This is a genomic window from Bacillus sp. YKCMOAS1, from assembly GCF_030268125.1.
Classification (GTDB): domain Bacteria; phylum Bacillota; class Bacilli; order Bacillales; family Bacillaceae; genus Bacillus; species Bacillus safensis.
Genome location: NZ_BSEI01000003.1, coordinates 288,985 through 304,384, shown reverse-complemented (window position 1 = coordinate 304,384; position 15,400 = coordinate 288,985). Strand labels below are relative to the sequence as shown.

The 15,400-nt window shown below is 40.8% G+C and carries 19 protein-coding genes; all 19 read left to right on the top strand.

Going from position 1 to position 15,400, the window contains the following annotated elements:
* The 19 genes from hslU to QSJ46_RS10505 all read left to right on the top strand — a co-directional run bounded on the left by hslU (position 1) and on the right by QSJ46_RS10505 (position 15,386).
* A complete protein-coding gene (gene hslU, locus QSJ46_RS10595) occupies positions 1 to 1,401 on the top strand; it encodes an ATP-dependent protease ATPase subunit HslU (protein ID WP_047202158.1) in 1,401 nt (466 codons plus the stop codon).
* 34 nt (positions 1,402 to 1,435) lie between these two features.
* The gene (gene codY, locus QSJ46_RS10590; protein WP_007499612.1) at positions 1,436 to 2,215 is read left to right on the top strand and encodes a GTP-sensing pleiotropic transcriptional regulator CodY; all 780 of its coding nucleotides are present in this window, start codon (positions 1,436 to 1,438) and stop codon (positions 2,213 to 2,215) included.
* A gap of 288 nt (positions 2,216 to 2,503) precedes the next feature.
* Entirely contained in the window at positions 2,504 to 2,893 is a 390-nt protein-coding gene (gene flgB / locus QSJ46_RS10585) for a flagellar basal body rod protein FlgB (protein WP_039178512.1), read from the top strand.
* The gene (gene flgC / locus QSJ46_RS10580) at positions 2,893 to 3,345 is read left to right on the top strand and encodes a flagellar basal body rod protein FlgC (RefSeq protein ID WP_024424179.1); all 453 of its coding nucleotides are present in this window, start codon (positions 2,893 to 2,895) and stop codon (positions 3,343 to 3,345) included. The genes flgB and flgC overlap by 1 nt, the downstream gene beginning before the upstream one ends.
* Positions 3,346 to 3,356: 11 nt before the next feature.
* Positions 3,357 to 3,674 carry a flagellar hook-basal body complex protein FliE gene (gene fliE / locus QSJ46_RS10575; RefSeq protein ID WP_039178515.1) on the top strand — a complete coding sequence of 106 codons (318 nt, stop codon included), beginning with the start codon at positions 3,357 to 3,359 and terminating at the stop codon, positions 3,672 to 3,674.
* A gap of 49 nt (positions 3,675 to 3,723) precedes the next feature.
* Positions 3,724 to 5,316: a flagellar basal-body MS-ring/collar protein FliF gene (gene fliF / locus QSJ46_RS10570; protein ID WP_039178517.1), complete on the top strand. Its 1,593-nt coding sequence runs from the start codon at positions 3,724 to 3,726 to the stop codon at positions 5,314 to 5,316.
* Between the two features lie 11 nt (positions 5,317 to 5,327).
* A complete protein-coding gene (gene fliG / locus QSJ46_RS10565) occupies positions 5,328 to 6,344 on the top strand; it encodes a flagellar motor switch protein FliG (protein ID WP_107163657.1) in 1,017 nt (338 codons plus the stop codon).
* Positions 6,337 to 7,101 (top strand): flagellar assembly protein FliH, encoded by a 765-nt coding sequence (gene fliH, locus QSJ46_RS10560; RefSeq protein ID WP_047202159.1) that lies wholly within the window; start codon positions 6,337 to 6,339, stop codon positions 7,099 to 7,101. The genes fliG and fliH overlap by 8 nt, the downstream gene beginning before the upstream one ends.
* A complete protein-coding gene (gene fliI / locus QSJ46_RS10555; protein ID WP_047202160.1) occupies positions 7,098 to 8,414 on the top strand; it encodes a flagellar protein export ATPase FliI in 1,317 nt (438 codons plus the stop codon). The genes fliH and fliI overlap by 4 nt, the downstream gene beginning before the upstream one ends.
* Positions 8,415 to 8,422: 8 nt before the next feature.
* Positions 8,423 to 8,866, top strand: a complete 444-nt coding sequence (gene fliJ, locus QSJ46_RS10550) for a flagellar export protein FliJ (RefSeq protein WP_024424173.1) — start codon at positions 8,423 to 8,425, stop codon at positions 8,864 to 8,866.
* A gap of 12 nt (positions 8,867 to 8,878) precedes the next feature.
* Positions 8,879 to 9,580: a MotE family protein gene (locus QSJ46_RS10545; RefSeq protein ID WP_058837704.1), complete on the top strand. Its 702-nt coding sequence runs from the start codon at positions 8,879 to 8,881 to the stop codon at positions 9,578 to 9,580.
* Positions 9,581 to 10,921 (top strand): flagellar hook-length control protein FliK, encoded by a 1,341-nt coding sequence (locus tag QSJ46_RS10540; RefSeq protein ID WP_285604702.1) that lies wholly within the window; start codon positions 9,581 to 9,583, stop codon positions 10,919 to 10,921.
* Entirely contained in the window at positions 10,921 to 11,367 is a 447-nt protein-coding gene (gene flgD, locus QSJ46_RS10535; RefSeq protein WP_039178531.1) for a flagellar hook assembly protein FlgD, read from the top strand. The genes QSJ46_RS10540 and flgD overlap by 1 nt, the downstream gene beginning before the upstream one ends.
* A gap of 17 nt (positions 11,368 to 11,384) precedes the next feature.
* Complete coding sequence (gene flgG, locus QSJ46_RS10530) at positions 11,385 to 12,179, top strand: flagellar basal body rod protein FlgG (RefSeq protein ID WP_107163660.1); 795 nt, start codon at positions 11,385 to 11,387, stop codon at positions 12,177 to 12,179.
* Positions 12,180 to 12,216: 37 nt separating this feature from the next.
* Positions 12,217 to 12,432, top strand: a complete 216-nt coding sequence (swrD, locus tag QSJ46_RS10525; protein WP_285604792.1) for a swarming motility protein SwrD — start codon at positions 12,217 to 12,219, stop codon at positions 12,430 to 12,432.
* The gene (fliL, locus tag QSJ46_RS10520; RefSeq protein ID WP_107163661.1) at positions 12,429 to 12,857 is read left to right on the top strand and encodes a flagellar basal body-associated protein FliL; all 429 of its coding nucleotides are present in this window, start codon (positions 12,429 to 12,431) and stop codon (positions 12,855 to 12,857) included. The genes swrD and fliL overlap by 4 nt, the downstream gene beginning before the upstream one ends.
* A 32-nt stretch (positions 12,858 to 12,889) precedes the next feature.
* Positions 12,890 to 13,888: a flagellar motor switch protein FliM gene (gene fliM / locus QSJ46_RS10515; RefSeq protein WP_024424167.1), complete on the top strand. Its 999-nt coding sequence runs from the start codon at positions 12,890 to 12,892 to the stop codon at positions 13,886 to 13,888.
* A complete protein-coding gene (gene fliY, locus QSJ46_RS10510; protein ID WP_224928250.1) occupies positions 13,878 to 14,996 on the top strand; it encodes a flagellar motor switch phosphatase FliY in 1,119 nt (372 codons plus the stop codon). The genes fliM and fliY overlap by 11 nt, the downstream gene beginning before the upstream one ends.
* Positions 14,997 to 15,023: 27 nt before the next feature.
* The gene (locus tag QSJ46_RS10505; protein ID WP_007499584.1) at positions 15,024 to 15,386 is read left to right on the top strand and encodes a chemotaxis protein CheY; all 363 of its coding nucleotides are present in this window, start codon (positions 15,024 to 15,026) and stop codon (positions 15,384 to 15,386) included.
* Positions 15,387 to 15,400: the final 14 nt, after the last annotated feature.

Sequence of the window (15,400 nt, the reverse complement as noted above, 5' to 3'; positions counted from 1 at the left end):
ATGGAGAAAAAGCCGTTCACCCCAAGAGAGATAGTTGAAAAGCTCGATCAATACATCATTGGTCAGCTTGATGCGAAAAAAGCAGTGGCGGTGGCTTTAAGAAACCGTTACAGAAGAAGTCTTTTACATGATAAGCTAAAGGATGAAGTCGTTCCTAAAAATATTTTAATGATCGGCCCTACAGGTGTGGGGAAAACAGAAATTGCCCGCAGAATTGCTCGAATTTCTGGTGCGCCTTTTATTAAAGTCGAAGCGACGAAATTTACTGAAGTGGGTTATGTTGGCCGTGACGTAGAGTCAATGGTGAGAGATTTAGTTGAAACAGCGATTAGACTCGTCAAAGAAGAAAAAATGAAAGATGTTCAAGAAGAAGCAGAAAAACAAGCAAATAAACGTCTTGTTCATTTACTTGTTCCTGGTAAGAAAAAAAGCCAGTCTGTAAAAAATCCTTTTGAGATGCTGTTTGGCGGTTCAGATGAAGATGACCGTGATCGAGATCATTCAAATGAAGAAGTGGAACTCGAATCGACAAGAAAGCGAATTGCTCATCAGCTGGCGATGGGAGAACTTGAAGATCATTACGTCACGATCGAAGTAGAAGAACAGCAGCCTTCCATGTTTGATATGCTTCAAGGCTCGGGTATGGAGCAAATGGGTATGAACATGCAGGATGCGCTCGGCAATCTCATGCCTAAAAAGAAAAAACGCAGAAAGCTGACTGTCAGAGAAGCAAGAAAGGCGTTAACGGCTGAGGAAGCTTCAAAACTGATTGATATGGATGAAGTCAGTCAGGAAGCAGTCTACAAAGCAGAGCAGCAAGGAATTATTTTTATCGATGAAATCGACAAAATCGCCAAAAGCGGCGGTGCATCATCTGCAGATGTTTCTCGTGAAGGGGTTCAGCGTGATATTTTACCGATTGTAGAAGGTTCAACTGTGATGACGAAATATGGTGCCGTTAAAACTGATCATGTGCTTTTTGTTGCAGCAGGTGCATTTCATATGGCAAAGCCATCAGATTTGATTCCCGAGCTTCAGGGGCGCTTCCCAATTCGTGTAGAATTAGATAAATTAAGTATAGAAGACTTTGTGAAAATCTTAACGGAACCAGATAATGCATTATTAAAGCAATATAAAGCTTTACTTGAAACAGAAGGTATATCTCTTGAATTTTCTGACGATGCTATTCATAAGATTGCCGAAGTGGCTTATCATGTCAATCAGGAGACAGATAACATCGGTGCAAGAAGGCTTCATACCATACTTGAGAAGCTGCTTGAAGAGCTTTCATTTGAGGCGCCTGATATTACGATGGAGAAAGTGACCATTACCCCTCAGTATGTCGAAGAGAAGCTAGGAAAGATTGCAAATAACAAAGATTTAAGTCAATTTATACTTTAACAAATGAATAAAGTAATCTAGGAGGATCATTATTATGGCGTTACTACAAAAAACAAGGATTATTAACTCAATGCTGCAAGATGCAGCGGGGAAACCAGTTAATTTCAAAGAAATGGCAGAAACACTGAGAGATGTCATTGATTCAAACATTTTCGTATTAAGCAGAAGGGGAAAGCTTCTTGGTTACTCCATTAATCAACAGATCGAAAATGCACGTATGAAAAAAATGCTTGAAGATCGTCAGTTCCCTGAAGAATATACAAAGAGTCTATTCAATGTCCCAGAAACGTCTTCAAACCTTGATATTAACAGTGAATATACAGCTTTCCCGATTGAGAACCGTGACTTATTCCAATCAGGTTTAACAACAATTGTTCCAATTATCGGCGGAGGAGATCGTTTAGGTACGTTAATCCTGTCCCGCTTACAAGATACATTCACAGATGATGATTTAATTCTTGCTGAATACGGGGCAACAGTTGTTGGAATGGAGATTCTTCGCGAGAAAGCAGAGGAAATCGAAGAAGAAGCAAGAAGTAAAGCGGTTGTCCAAATGGCGATTAGCTCTCTTTCATACAGTGAGCTTGAAGCGATTGAACACATTTTTGAAGAGCTTGATGGAAACGAAGGTCTTCTTGTCGCAAGTAAAATTGCAGACCGTGTAGGGATCACTCGTTCAGTGATCGTAAACGCCTTACGTAAGTTAGAAAGTGCAGGCGTAATCGAATCTCGTTCTCTTGGAATGAAGGGAACGTACATCAAAGTGTTAAATAACAAATTTTTAATTGAACTCGAAAATTTAAAATCTCATTAATCAAAAACCCTTTTTGGCCGAAATAAATGCTGAAAAGGGTTTTTTTATGAGAAAAAATGAGGATTTGTCCGAAAAATGTCACTCTTTTTTCCAAGAAACCCCTTACAAATCTGTAGTGCTTTGAATCTAGGCCTTTATACCTATTCGTAAAATAGATATATATTACGAGTTTTTTTTACATATACATCATAGACTTTAATCCTATTATTTCTTACAATGAACATATGGTTTTACAAATCTCGACATGATTAAATGGAATGAAATACATATGATTGGAGGTATATGGTTTTGGATATATTTTCTGGAACGATAAGCAACCTTGAGAATGCCTTAGGCAGAGCGAATGTTAAGCAAAAAGTCATAAGCAATAATATCGCGAATATAGACACACCGAACTACAAGTCGAAAAACGTCGCATTCCATGACATGCTAAATGACGCATCGAACAAATTAGATGCTAAAAAAACATACCAAGGTCACATTGATTTTTCAAAAACAGGGTCTAATTATTCAGTTGTTTCTAGCAACCGTACTTCATATCAAGAAAACGGAAATAATGTCGATATTGATCAAGAGATGAGTGAACTCGCTAAAAACCAAATTCAGTATAATGCTTTGGTGGAAAGAATGAGCGGGAAATTTAATTCTCTTAAAACAGTTTTGACAGGAGGTAAGTGATGTCGATTTTTTCAGGAGTGAACGCTTCGGCCTCAGCATTAACGGCACAGAGGCTCAGAATGGACGTTGTATCCTCAAACCTTGCAAATATGGATACAACAAGAGCTAAACAGGTTGATGGCAACTGGGAGCCTTATAGACGTAAACTTGTCACATTACAGCCGTCAGGTGAATCATTTTCATCTATATTGAACTCAAGTATGAATTCGAGCGGCAAATTAGGAAACGGCGTCAAAGTAACAAAGATTACAGAAGACGAAACTCCATTCAACCTTCAATATGATCCTACAAATCCCGATGCCAATGAAAATGGATATGTTCAAACACCAAATGTCGATCCATTAAAAGAAATGGTCGACCTCATCAGCAGCTCAAGATCATATGAAGCAAACGTGACTGCTCTAAATGCGAACAAAAGCATGCTGATGAAAGCTTTAGAAATAGGAAAGTAAGGTGAAAACAATTGGTTAATGCAATATCTCCTTTCCAGCTTCAAACCGCTCAGCAAGCAAGTGAATTGACGAATGCATCGTCCTTGCAGGCGGCTGCACCTAAAAGTCAAACGAATTTCTCTGATGTGCTGAAGAATTCCATTGAGGCATTAAATCAATCACAGCTGAAATCAGACCAGTATACAAATGCGCTTGCACAAGGAAAAGATGTCAATCTCGATGAAGTCATGATTGCTTCACAAAAAGCGAGTGTCACACTCACAGCTGCGACAGAGTTTCGAAATAAAGCAGTCGAAGCGTACCAAGAGATTATGAGAATGCAGATGTAGGAGGTGCTGGTGGACAAAAAAAGACTGAATGGAATGACCGGGGGTTAAGATGAATCGTACTTTAATGCAATTAAGAACAAAAACAGTTGAGTTTTGGCGAAATCGATCAAAATTACAAAAAATACTCATGATTGGCGGCGTTGCTGCCCTAGCAATCATTATTACGGTTGTTAGCATCTTTGCTTCTTCTGAAAAAATGGTTCCGCTCTTTAGAGACTTGTCTGAGGCAGAAGCTGGACAAATCAAACAGGAACTAGATGGCAAAAACGTTAAATCGGAACTTGCAAACAATGGAACAACGATTCTCGTTCCAGAAAAGCAAGCAGACTCTTTAAAAGTAACACTCGCATCTGAAGGGCTTCCTAAGACAGGCAACATTGATTATTCCTTCTTTGCAAACAATTCAGGCTTCGGTTTAACAGATAATGAATTTGATGTTCTGAAAGTAGACGCAACTCAGACAGAACTATCCAATCTGATCAATACAATTGATGGGATTAAAGATTCAAAAGTGATGATTAACCTGCCAAAAGATTCCGTTTTTGTTGGAGAAGAGCAAAGTAATGCATCAGCATCCATTGTGCTGCAAGTTGAGCCTGGCTACACGCTTACGCCGCAGCAAGTAAAAGGCCTTTATCATCTTATTTCAAAAAGTGTGCCGAATTTAAAAACAGAAAACATTGTCATTATGGACCAAGATTCCAACTACTACGACTTAAACACCAGTTCCGATTCTTATGCAAGTGGAATGGATGCACAGCAGCAGAAAAAAGAGGAAATCGAAAAGAATCTTCAAAGAAAAATTCAGCAGCTGCTCGGAACAATGATGGGTCAAGATAAAGTGGCTGTATCGGTCACAACAGACATTGATTTTACTGAAGAAAAAAGAAAAGAAGACCTTGTAGAACCTGTTGATAAAGAAAACATGCAGGGGATTGCTGTCAGCGCTGAAAAGATTGCTGAAACATATTCAGGCAATGGAGCAGCAGCTGGAGGCACCGCTGGAACAGGTGACGATGATGTCACAAATTATCAAGGTGCCGATGGAGCGAATGGAAGCGGAGATTACGAAAAGAGTGAAGATCGTATCAATTATGAAGTCAACCGCATTCATAAAGATATCAAAGAAAGCCCTTATAAAATTAGAGATGTTGGCATTCAAGCGTTGGTCGAACCACCAACTGCAAACGATGCAAACTCTTTAACAGCTGAAAGACAAGATGATATCAAAAAGATTCTTTCAACGATCATTAGCACATCGATTGATAAAGAATACACAAATGGTCAAGCGCTCACTCAAGCAGACTTAGATAACAAAATCGTTTTATCTGTATCAAAATTAGACGGTAAACAGCAAACTGCGGCAGATAACCCTTCAAACAATATTCCAATCTGGGTTTATATTGTAGGCGGTGTGCTCCTACTTGCAATTATCGCTCTTATCATTCTTCTTGTACGCAAGCGTAGAAGAGATGAGGAAGAAGAGTTTGAGTTTGATGAACGTACACCAATCGATGTTCCTGATATCGACACTGAACCAGAAACAGAAGAAATGGTGAGAAAAAATCAGCTTGAAAAAATGGCAAAAGAAAAACCAGAAGACTTTGCTAAATTGCTACGCAGCTGGCTGTCCGAGGATTAGGAGGAATACACATGTCGAGAAAAGATCCAAATCGACTAACAGGCAGACAAAAAGCAGCAATCCTAATGATTTCCTTAGGGCTAGACGTGTCAGCATCTGTATACAAACATCTGTCTGAAGACGAAATAGAAAAATTAACATTAGAAATTTCCAATGTACGAAGTGTAGATACTGCTAAAAAAGATGAAATCATCGAAGAGTTTCACAGCATTGCCATCGCGCAGGACTACATATCGCAGGGCGGTCTTATGTACGCAAGACAAGTGCTTGAAAAAGCGCTTGGTGAGGAAAAAGCGGACAGCATCTTAAACCGGTTAACATCCTCTCTTCAAGTCAAACCATTTGATTTTGCTCGAAAGGCTGAACCAGAACAAATTTTGAACTTTATCCAGCATGAGCATCCACAAACGATTGCGCTCATCCTTTCCTACCTGGATCCAGTGCAGGCTGGGCAAATTTTATCTGAATTAGGCGAGGAAGTACAAACTGAGGTTGCAAGACGTATTGCCTTAATGGATCGCACATCTCCAGAGATCATCAATGAGGTGGAACGCATTCTTGAACAAAAGCTGTCTTCAACCTTTACGCAGGACTACACGCAAACAGGCGGAGTCGAAGCGGTTGTGGAAGTGCTAAATGGTGTAGACCGTGCTACGGAGAAGACCATTTTAGACACACTTGAAATTCAAGATCCTGAACTTGCTGATGAAATTAAGAAACGTATGTTTGTCTTTGAAGATATTGTCACTCTTGACAGCAGAGCGATTCAGCGCGTCATCAGAGATGTTGAAAATGATGACTTATTGCTCGCACTCAAAGTGGCAAGCGAAGAGGTCAAAGAAATTGTCTTCCGCAACATGTCACAGCGGATGGTCGAAACATTCAAAGAAGAAATGGAGTTTATGGGGCCTGTCCGGCTTAGAGATGTCGAGGAAGCACAAACCCGTATTGTCAGCATCGTAAGACGACTTGAGGAAGCTGGAGAAATCGTCATAGCTCGAGGCGGAGGAGACGATATCATTGTCTAGGATTATCAAACATGAAACATCTGTTATTCCTGAACAAGGACGGCAAACGATTCCTTTACAGCAAGTGGAGTTTAAAAGAGAACATCACGAAGAAGAGCTTGTCAATGAAACCGAAGCATCGCAGCTTGTACTTAGTGATGCAGAAGATCAAGCGAGCCGCATATTAGAACAAGCAAACAGTGAGCTGGAAAAAACAATGGCTGAAATCAATCAGCGCAGAACTGATTTTGAAGAAGAAAGAATACAGCTCATTGAAGAAGCGAAACAAGCAGGTTATCAAGACGGCTTTCAAAAGGGCGAAGCAGATGCGAATTTGCAGTACCAAGCTATTCTTGATCAAGCAAATGACATCGTCGGTCTTGCAAGGCAGGACTACGAAGAAAAAATTGAAAGCTCTGCTGAGCAAATTGTGGAACTTGCTTTTGAACTCGCTAAACGCGTTTGGAATGCAGCTGAGGAGACGAAAGATCAATTTTTGGCTCTTGTGAAGCAGGTCATTTCAGAAGTGAAAGAATATAACGATATTTCCATCTATGTTGACCCTGAACATTACGAGCATGTGATGGAATATAAAGACGAATTGATTAGAATCCTTCAAAAGGATACACATCTTGCCATTTACTCGGATGAAAAAGCGCCAAAAGGAACTTGTTACGTAGAAACAAGTTTTGGAAAAGTGGAAGCGAGTGTTGATACCCAATTGAATCAGCTGAAAGAAAAATTATTAGAAGTCATTGATTCAGGTGATCACAAATGAAAATGGATGTGTTAAAAGAAACGATTGAAACCGCTGATCCTTATAAACGATTTGGAAAAGTCAACCGAGTGGTTGGGCTGATGATTGAATCTAAGGGGCCGGAGAGTTCGATCGGTGACGTGTGCCTCATTCATAAAAAAGGGAGCAAGCACCATCCGATAAAAGCAGAGGTCGTAGGGTTTAGAGATGAAAACATTCTGCTCATGCCTTATGTAGAAGCATCCAATATTTCACCAGGAAGTCTTGTGGAAGCGACGGGTGAGTCGCTGAAGGTCAAAGTAGGGACTGGATTAATTGGTGAAGTCGTTGATGCCTTCGGTGATCCGCTTGATGGCAGTATGCTTCCGAAAGGACTTGCACCTGTTTCGACAGATCAATCACCCCCAAATCCGATGGACAGACCGCCTATTCGAGAAAAGATGGGTGTCGGCGTTAGAGTCATTGATAGTCTGCTCACAGTTGGCACTGGTCAAAGGATCGGGATTTTTGCCGGAAGTGGTGTTGGAAAAAGTACCTTAATGGGGATGATTGCAAAGCAGACAGAAGCAGACCTCAATGTGATTGCCCTTGTTGGAGAGCGTGGCCGTGAAGTTCGTGAGTTTATTGAAAAGGATTTAGGTGCTGAAGGACTGAAGCGATCAATTGTTGTCGTCGCAACTTCTGACCAGCCTGCACTGACGAGACTGAAAGCTGCTTATACTGCAACAGCCATTGCGGAATATTTCAGAGACAGAGGCAAAAATGTCATGTTCATGATGGATTCTGTTACGAGGGTTGCCATGGCGCAAAGGGAAATAGGTCTTGCAACTGGCGAGCCGCCAACAACAAAAGGATATACACCATCAGTGTTCGCTATACTGCCAAAATTGCTCGAACGAACTGGGACAAATCAGCTTGGTTCCATCACAGCGTTTTACACAGTTCTTGTTGATGGGGACGATATGAATGAACCGATTGCTGATACGGTGAGGGGGATCCTGGACGGCCACATTGTCCTTGATCGTGCTTTAGCCAACAAAGGACAATTTCCCGCTGTTAATATTTTGAAAAGTATCAGCCGTGTCATGAGCAATATCGCAAGTCATGATCACAAGGAAGCGGCTAACCGGTTCCGCCAGCTTTTATCCACTTATCAAAACGCTGAAGACCTCATTAATATTGGAGCGTATAAAAAAGGATCCTCCAAAGATATTGATGAGGCCATGCAGGCTTACCCTCATCTGATTTCATTTTTGAAGCAGGATGTAGATGAGGCTGTATCTATTGAAGACAGTGTGAGTTTATTGCTCAGTTTGATGAATAGAGAGGATTGACAAAAACAGTGAGATATCAATACAAATTTCAAAAGCTCTTAGAACTGAAAGAAAGTGAAAAAGACAAGTCACTTGCAGCGTACCAACAATCCGTTTCGGCATTTGAGCAAGTCGCTGAAAAACTCTATGAAAATATGAGTAAAAAAGAGCTAATGGAAAAAAGCAAAGAAGAAAAGCTGAGAAGTGGAATGAGTGTTCAAGAAATGCGTCATTACCAGCAATTTGTGACCAACTTAGATAACACCATTCAGCATTATCAGCAGCTTGTGATCATGAAACGTCATCAAATGAATGAAAAACAATCTGATTTAACTGAAAAAAACATTGAGTTTAAAAAGTTTGAAAAAATGAAAGAAAAGCAATTTGAAAAGTTTTCCCTTGAACATAAGGCAATTGAAATGAAAGAAATGGATGATATCTCTATCAGCCAATTCATGTTTCAAGGACATTAGGAGTCGAGAAGAATGCCTAAGAAGGAAAAAACGAAGGAATCAGGCGGCGGGAAATTTCAATGGATCTTGTTTATTGTCATCATCCCATTGATTGTGCTTGTGATTGTCACTGGCACGATCCTTTATATGGCAGGTTTTGATCTAAAGAAACCGCTCCAAAACATTCCGGTGATCAGCAGCTTAGTTGGTTCAGATGACACCTCAAAAACGTCATCTTCACCTAATGATCAAAGCGATGCAGAGTTGAAAGAACTGAAAAAGACCATTAAAGAGCAAAAAAATGAACTCGAAATTGCACAAAAAGATTTGAAAACAAGTGATGAAGAGATTAAAAGACTGAATCAAAAAATCAACTCACTTGAAAAAACATCTGAAAATGATGCAAAGAATACGCCAGCCAATGACAGTTCATCGAATAACAGCTCATCAAATAATACGTCAGGTAATAACTCGGCAGCAGAGTCCTCTGATGCAGCGGCATCCTCTAATCAGCAGACAAAAGGAAAGATCGCCAGCATTTATGAAAGCATGGACCCAGGGAAATCCGCCAAAATTTTATCAGAACTAAGTGATAAAGAGGCGTTAAAAATCCTTGAAGAGCTGAGCAAAAATAAACTGACAGACATTTTAGCAAAATTGACACCTCAGAAGGCAGCAACGTTTACAAAAGAGCTTGCCAAAAAAGAAGAACGTGAAAATGGGGGTGGACAATAAGTGAAGCTATTGGATATTGCAGCCTTACAGCAATCTTCTCAAAGTCTCTCGGGAACAAAGGGAGGCGGCGCGGCAACTGCCAGCGGTTTGTTTAGACAATTACTTAGCGGAGCAGGCGCCCAAAGCGGTCCTGTTCATGCTGAGACAACCGCTGCTGCCTCACTTTCTATCAATGATGCGATGCAGATCATTGAAAAATGGATGCAATCACCTGAAGAAGGAATGAGCGCAGATCTACTAAATGCGCTTCAAACACTACAAGGTCAAACACTACAAGGTCAAACGCTTGAAGCAACTGATCTCAAGTCACTTGAAGAATTATTTCAAAAAATGGAATCTTCCATTTACGGTGATCAAGCTGAAAAGCCAGGTTCTGAACATAGTGAACAGCTCATACAAGTCCACTTTTTCATCTATCAATTGCTCAATCAACAGCCGCTCAGTTTTGATGCGAAACTTGTGCAGGATATTGAAGGAAAAGGTCAAGACTTCATCCACTTTCTTTCGAAAAACGGGGTAGATGAGAAACTCATTCAACAAGTAAAAGAGCAGTTCTTTTCGCAGGGTTCAGCACCAAAGCTGAATTCGATGACTCAAAGTGAGCTAAAGCACTTTAATCAGTTAATCGATCATATGATGGCGAGTGCGAAAGGATCTGACAAAGAGTGGAAAATTTCACTAGGAGAGTTGAAGGATCTGGTCTCTCCAAAACAAGAATCTACTCTCGCTTCTCCGGCAAAAGGGAATGCATCTCTTGAGTGGCTCATCAAAAAAGAAGTCGTTAAAGGACAAAGCACTGCTGCGCCAGCTTCTGAAAAAATAATGACCCACTCGCTTCTGCCAGGTCATAAGCAGCTTTTCCAACTGCAGTCAGCGGCTCCTGTTCAGCAGACACAAACGACTGATGAAAAGCCAGGAACAGTTGATCAGCAAATTCTAAACACGTGGAAGCAAATGAAATTCACGCCGTTTGGCAATTCAAGCGGACGGTTTACCGTTCGATTAAATCCTGAAAATCTTGGATTTATTACCATTCAGCTAACGAAACAAAACGGTATGTATGCGAGTAAAATTACAGCCTCAACGCAAGCAGCAAAAGAGCTGTTAGAGCATCACCTTCCGCAGCTCAAGCAGGCGCTTCCGAATATGTCGGTTCAAGTGGACCGTTTCCATATACCGCTTCAATCAAATGAGCAGCCGTTATTTGGACAGTTTAGTGAAGAAAACAAGCAGCAGCAGCCAAAAGGACAGAATTTCCAGCAGACTGATGAACAGGAAGCAGAATTCCAAGATGTTCTGGATGCTCTTGTTGGGTCAGATGAAGAAGAGGAGGAGATCTAATGGCAACAGTTGATGCTACGAATAGAACAGCCGCACAAACAGACACTTCTTCAAAAGCAGAAAAGAAAACAGATACGCTCGGCAAAGATCAATTCTTGAAGATTTTGCTCACGCAGCTTCAAAACCAAGATCCGACAAATCCGCTTGATGACCGTGAGTTTGTCACGCAGCTTGCCACTTTTTCATCTTTAGAACAGCAAACCAATATGAACGATTCGATCACCAAGCTGAATCAGCTCATGTCTACATTTGTTGCACACCAAGATCCGTTTACGACGTATGTAGGCTGGATTGGTAAAGAAGTATCGGGCAAGCTGGATGATAAAGAGATATCGGGCACTGTGAAGTCTGTTAAAAACATAGACAATGAATACTTGCTTATTTTGGAAGATGGAACGAAAATCAGCCCTTGGGATGTTACAGCAGTTGGAGAAAAAACAAAGTAATTCGAGGAGGAAAATAAATGTTACGCTCACTTTACTCAGGAATTAGCGGAATGAAAAACTTCCAATCAAAATTAGATGTGGTAGCCAACAACGTAGCCAACGTCAATACACACGGATACAAAAAAAGCCGTATCACTTTTAAAGATATGGTCAGTCAAACCATTTCAAGCTCAGGTGGACCAACGAACAACTCTGGCTCAATCAACTCAAAACAAATTGGTTTAGGATCATCTTTATCTTCTATTGATAAAATCATGAAATCAGGTTCTTCTCAAAATACAGACGAACCATTTGATTTCTATATTAATGGAGATGGATTTTTCCGTATTCAAAAGCAAGGTGAAATCCTATTTACAAGAACAGGGAATTTCAAACCTGATTCAAATGGGGATTTGGCAACACCTGATGGAAACTATCTACTTGGCATGGATGGGCAAAGAATCAACGTTCCAAGCGACAATGTGTCAAGTGTTAGTGTAGGGCCAGATGGGACCGTTTCTGTTGTTGAGAACAACGTTTCTCGTACTGTTGGGCAAATATCACTTGTGTCATTCAGTAATGCAGGAGGATTAGATAAGATTGGGGATAACCTATACCGCCAAACGCTCAGTTCCGGTGCGCCAAGTAATGCCATCGCTCCTGGAAGTCAAGGAACAGGTGAACTTCAAACAGGTAAACTTGAAATGTCAAACGTTGATTTAACAGACGAGTTTACCGAAATGATTATCGCGCAGCGCGGATTCCAATCGAATGCAAAGACGATCACAACTTCTGATGAAATTCTGCAAGAGCTTGTGAATCTGAAACGATAGGAGGTAGGGGGAGCGGATGATCGCTTCTCTGCTCAATATGATTGAAGTGACAAGATTAAATGGCAAAAGATTTATGCTGAATGCTCTCCATATCGAGCAAATCGAAAGTTTTCCAGACACGACCATTACTTTGGCCAATGGAAAGAAATTCGTTGTGAAAGAAGATGAAGAGCAGCTTCAAGAGAAAATCATTTCTTTCTACAGAAAAATCCAAGTCATTTCATTGAATCAAGGAATAGAGGAATTTGAATGAAGAAGAAATTAGTCGTAGTAATGCTAATCTTGATTATTGCCATCGTCGGAATTGGAGCAGGCATCGTTTTTCTGCTGAATGGGTCAGAAGAAGCAAAAGCTGAAAAAGAGCCAACAGCAGATGAAGTTGTAAAAGCTTCTGTTGAAATTCCTGAGATTATCACCAATTTAAAGTCTGAAGGAAATGCTGTCAAACTTGTCCTGAATATTGAAACGGACTCTGAAAAAGCAAAATCAGAGCTTGAGAAAAGAAGTTTCCAAGTAAAAGATGCTGTAATCGACATTTTATCAGACACGAATGCAGATGAACTTGATGGCAAAAAAGGCAGAGAACATTTTAAAACACAAGTCAAAAACAAAGTGAATAACTATTTGCAAGATGGCAAGGTGAAAGAAGTATATATAACCTCCTTTAATCTGCAATAGAGGCGATTAATTAACGCGATGGAGGTGAAGAAATGTCAGGAGAAGTGCTTTCCCAGAATGAGATCGACGCATTATTATCCGCCATCTCAACAGGCGAAATGGATGCAGAAGAGCTGAAAAAAGAAGAAACGACGAAAAAAGTGAAAGTGTACGACTTTAAACGTGCACTGCGCTTTTCAAAAGACCAGATTCGAAGTTTAACAAGGATTCATGATAACTTCGCTAGACTGCTCACCACGCATTTTTCAGCGCAGCTAAGATCATATATTCAAATTACTGTCAGCTCGGTTGACCAAGTACCATACGAAGAATTTATTCGTTCGATTCCTAATATGACATTATTAAACTTATTTTATGTCAGCCCGCTTGAAGGAAGAATCATGCTTGAAGTGAACCCAACAATCGGCTATGCGATGATGGACAGGCTGATGGGCGGGATTGGCATTAGTCATAATAAGACAGAATCACTTACAGAAATTGAAACAAAGATTATCTCAAACATGTTTGAGGGAGCTTTGGAAAATTACAGAGAAGCGTGGCAGTCCATAACCGACATCGAGCCTGAAATGGCAGATTTCGAGGTAAATCCCCAGTTTGTTCAAATGGTGTCACCAAACGAAACAGTTGTCGTCATTTCTCTTAATACACAGATTGGCGAGGTAAGCGGGGTTATTAACCTATGTATTCCTCACGTTGTATTAGAGCCTATTATTCCGAAGCTGTCTGTACACTACTGGATGCAGTCTGAACGAAATGAACCAAAACAGCAAGAGACAAAGGCCATTGAAAAACGGATTATGAAGGCAAAAATACCGGTAGTCGCAGAGCTGGGACAATCGGAAATGACGGTGGAAGAGTTTTTGAATTTGGAAATTGGTGATTGTATTGCCTTGGACAAACCAGTAAATGCGCCTCTTACTGTTATGGTCGGAAATAAACCGAAATTCTTGGGACAGGCCGGCCGCGTGAATCGGAAACAGGCGATTCAAATTCTAGATCACGACATAAGAGGTGAAGAAGATGGAGAATAACGGAAGTAAATTATCACAAGACGAAATCGATGCGCTCCTTAAAGGAGGCAGCAATGACGATATAGAGCCTGATACAATCCTTTCTGCAATGGAGCAAGATGCCATTGGAGAAATCGGAAATATTTCATTTGGCAGCTCTGCAACAGCACTTTCAACCCTATTAAATCAAAAAGTGGAGATTACAACTCCAACGGTTACAGTAATTCAAAAAAGTAAGCTGAATGAGGAATTTCCTCATCCGTATGTCGCTATTGAAGTGAATTATACGGAGGGCTTCAGCGCAAGTAACCTACTTGTTATTCAGCAAACAGATGCAGCAGTCATTGCGGACTTAATGATGGGTGGAGACGGGACAAATGCTGACCCTTCTTTAAGCGAAATTCATTTAAGTGCAGTGCAAGAAGCGATGAACCAAATGATGGGTTCTGCTGCGACGTCTATGTCGACTGTCTTTAATAAAAAGATTGATATTTCTCCGCCGCGCGTCGAATTACTTGATGTGAAAGAAGGAGAAGGGACAGACCGCATTCCAGCTGAAGAAATGCTTGTCAAAGTATCCTTCAGATTAACAATAGGTGAACTGATCGATTCAAATATTATGCAGCTTTATCCTATTACATTTGCGAAGGATTTAATCGCAGAATTAACAGTCCCTGCGAATGAAGAAGAGCCTGTTCAAGAAGCTCAAGTGAGCATACCTGAACCTCAGCCGGCAGCACCGCAAACGCAGTCTGCCCCAGCGCAACAAGCAGCACCGCCGAAAAGACAGGCGAAGCCGGCAGCACCTGTAAATGTGGCGCCAGTCGAATTTGAAGCGTTCAGTGAGCCTCAGCATACAACAAGCCAGCTTGGAAATCTTGATATGCTGATGGACATTCCGCTTTCCATTACGGTGGAACTTGGAAGAACTCAGCGCAGTGTGAAAGAAGTTCTTGAGCTTTCAGCTGGAAGTATCATTGAACTGGACAAACTTGCTGGTGAGCCAGTAGACATTCTAGTTAACAAACGAATCGTCGCCAAAGGGGAAGTCGTTGTCATTGATGAGAACTTTGGTGTTCGTGTGACTGACATTTTAAGCCAGTCAGAAAGACTTTCTAATTTAAAATAAACAAACATACAGGGAGAGAATAAGTAAATGGCTACTAAGGTATTAATCGTAGATGATGCAGCATTCATGAGAATGATGATCAAGGATATTCTTGTAAAAAACGGATTTGATGTAGTAGGAGAAGCAGAAAACGGCGCACAAGCAGTTGAAAAATACAAAGAAACATCTCCTGATCTTGTCACAATGGATATCACAATGCCAGAAATGGACGGAATCACTGCACTAAAAGAAATTAAACAAATCGATGCTTCTGCAAAAATCATCATGTGTTCTGCAATGGGACAGCAGTCAATGGTTATTGACGCGATCCAAGCAGGCGCAAAAGACTTTATCGTGAAGCCCTTCCAGGCAGACCGTGTACTTGAAGCAATTAATAAAACGTTAGGCTAAAAAAGGGTGTAAGA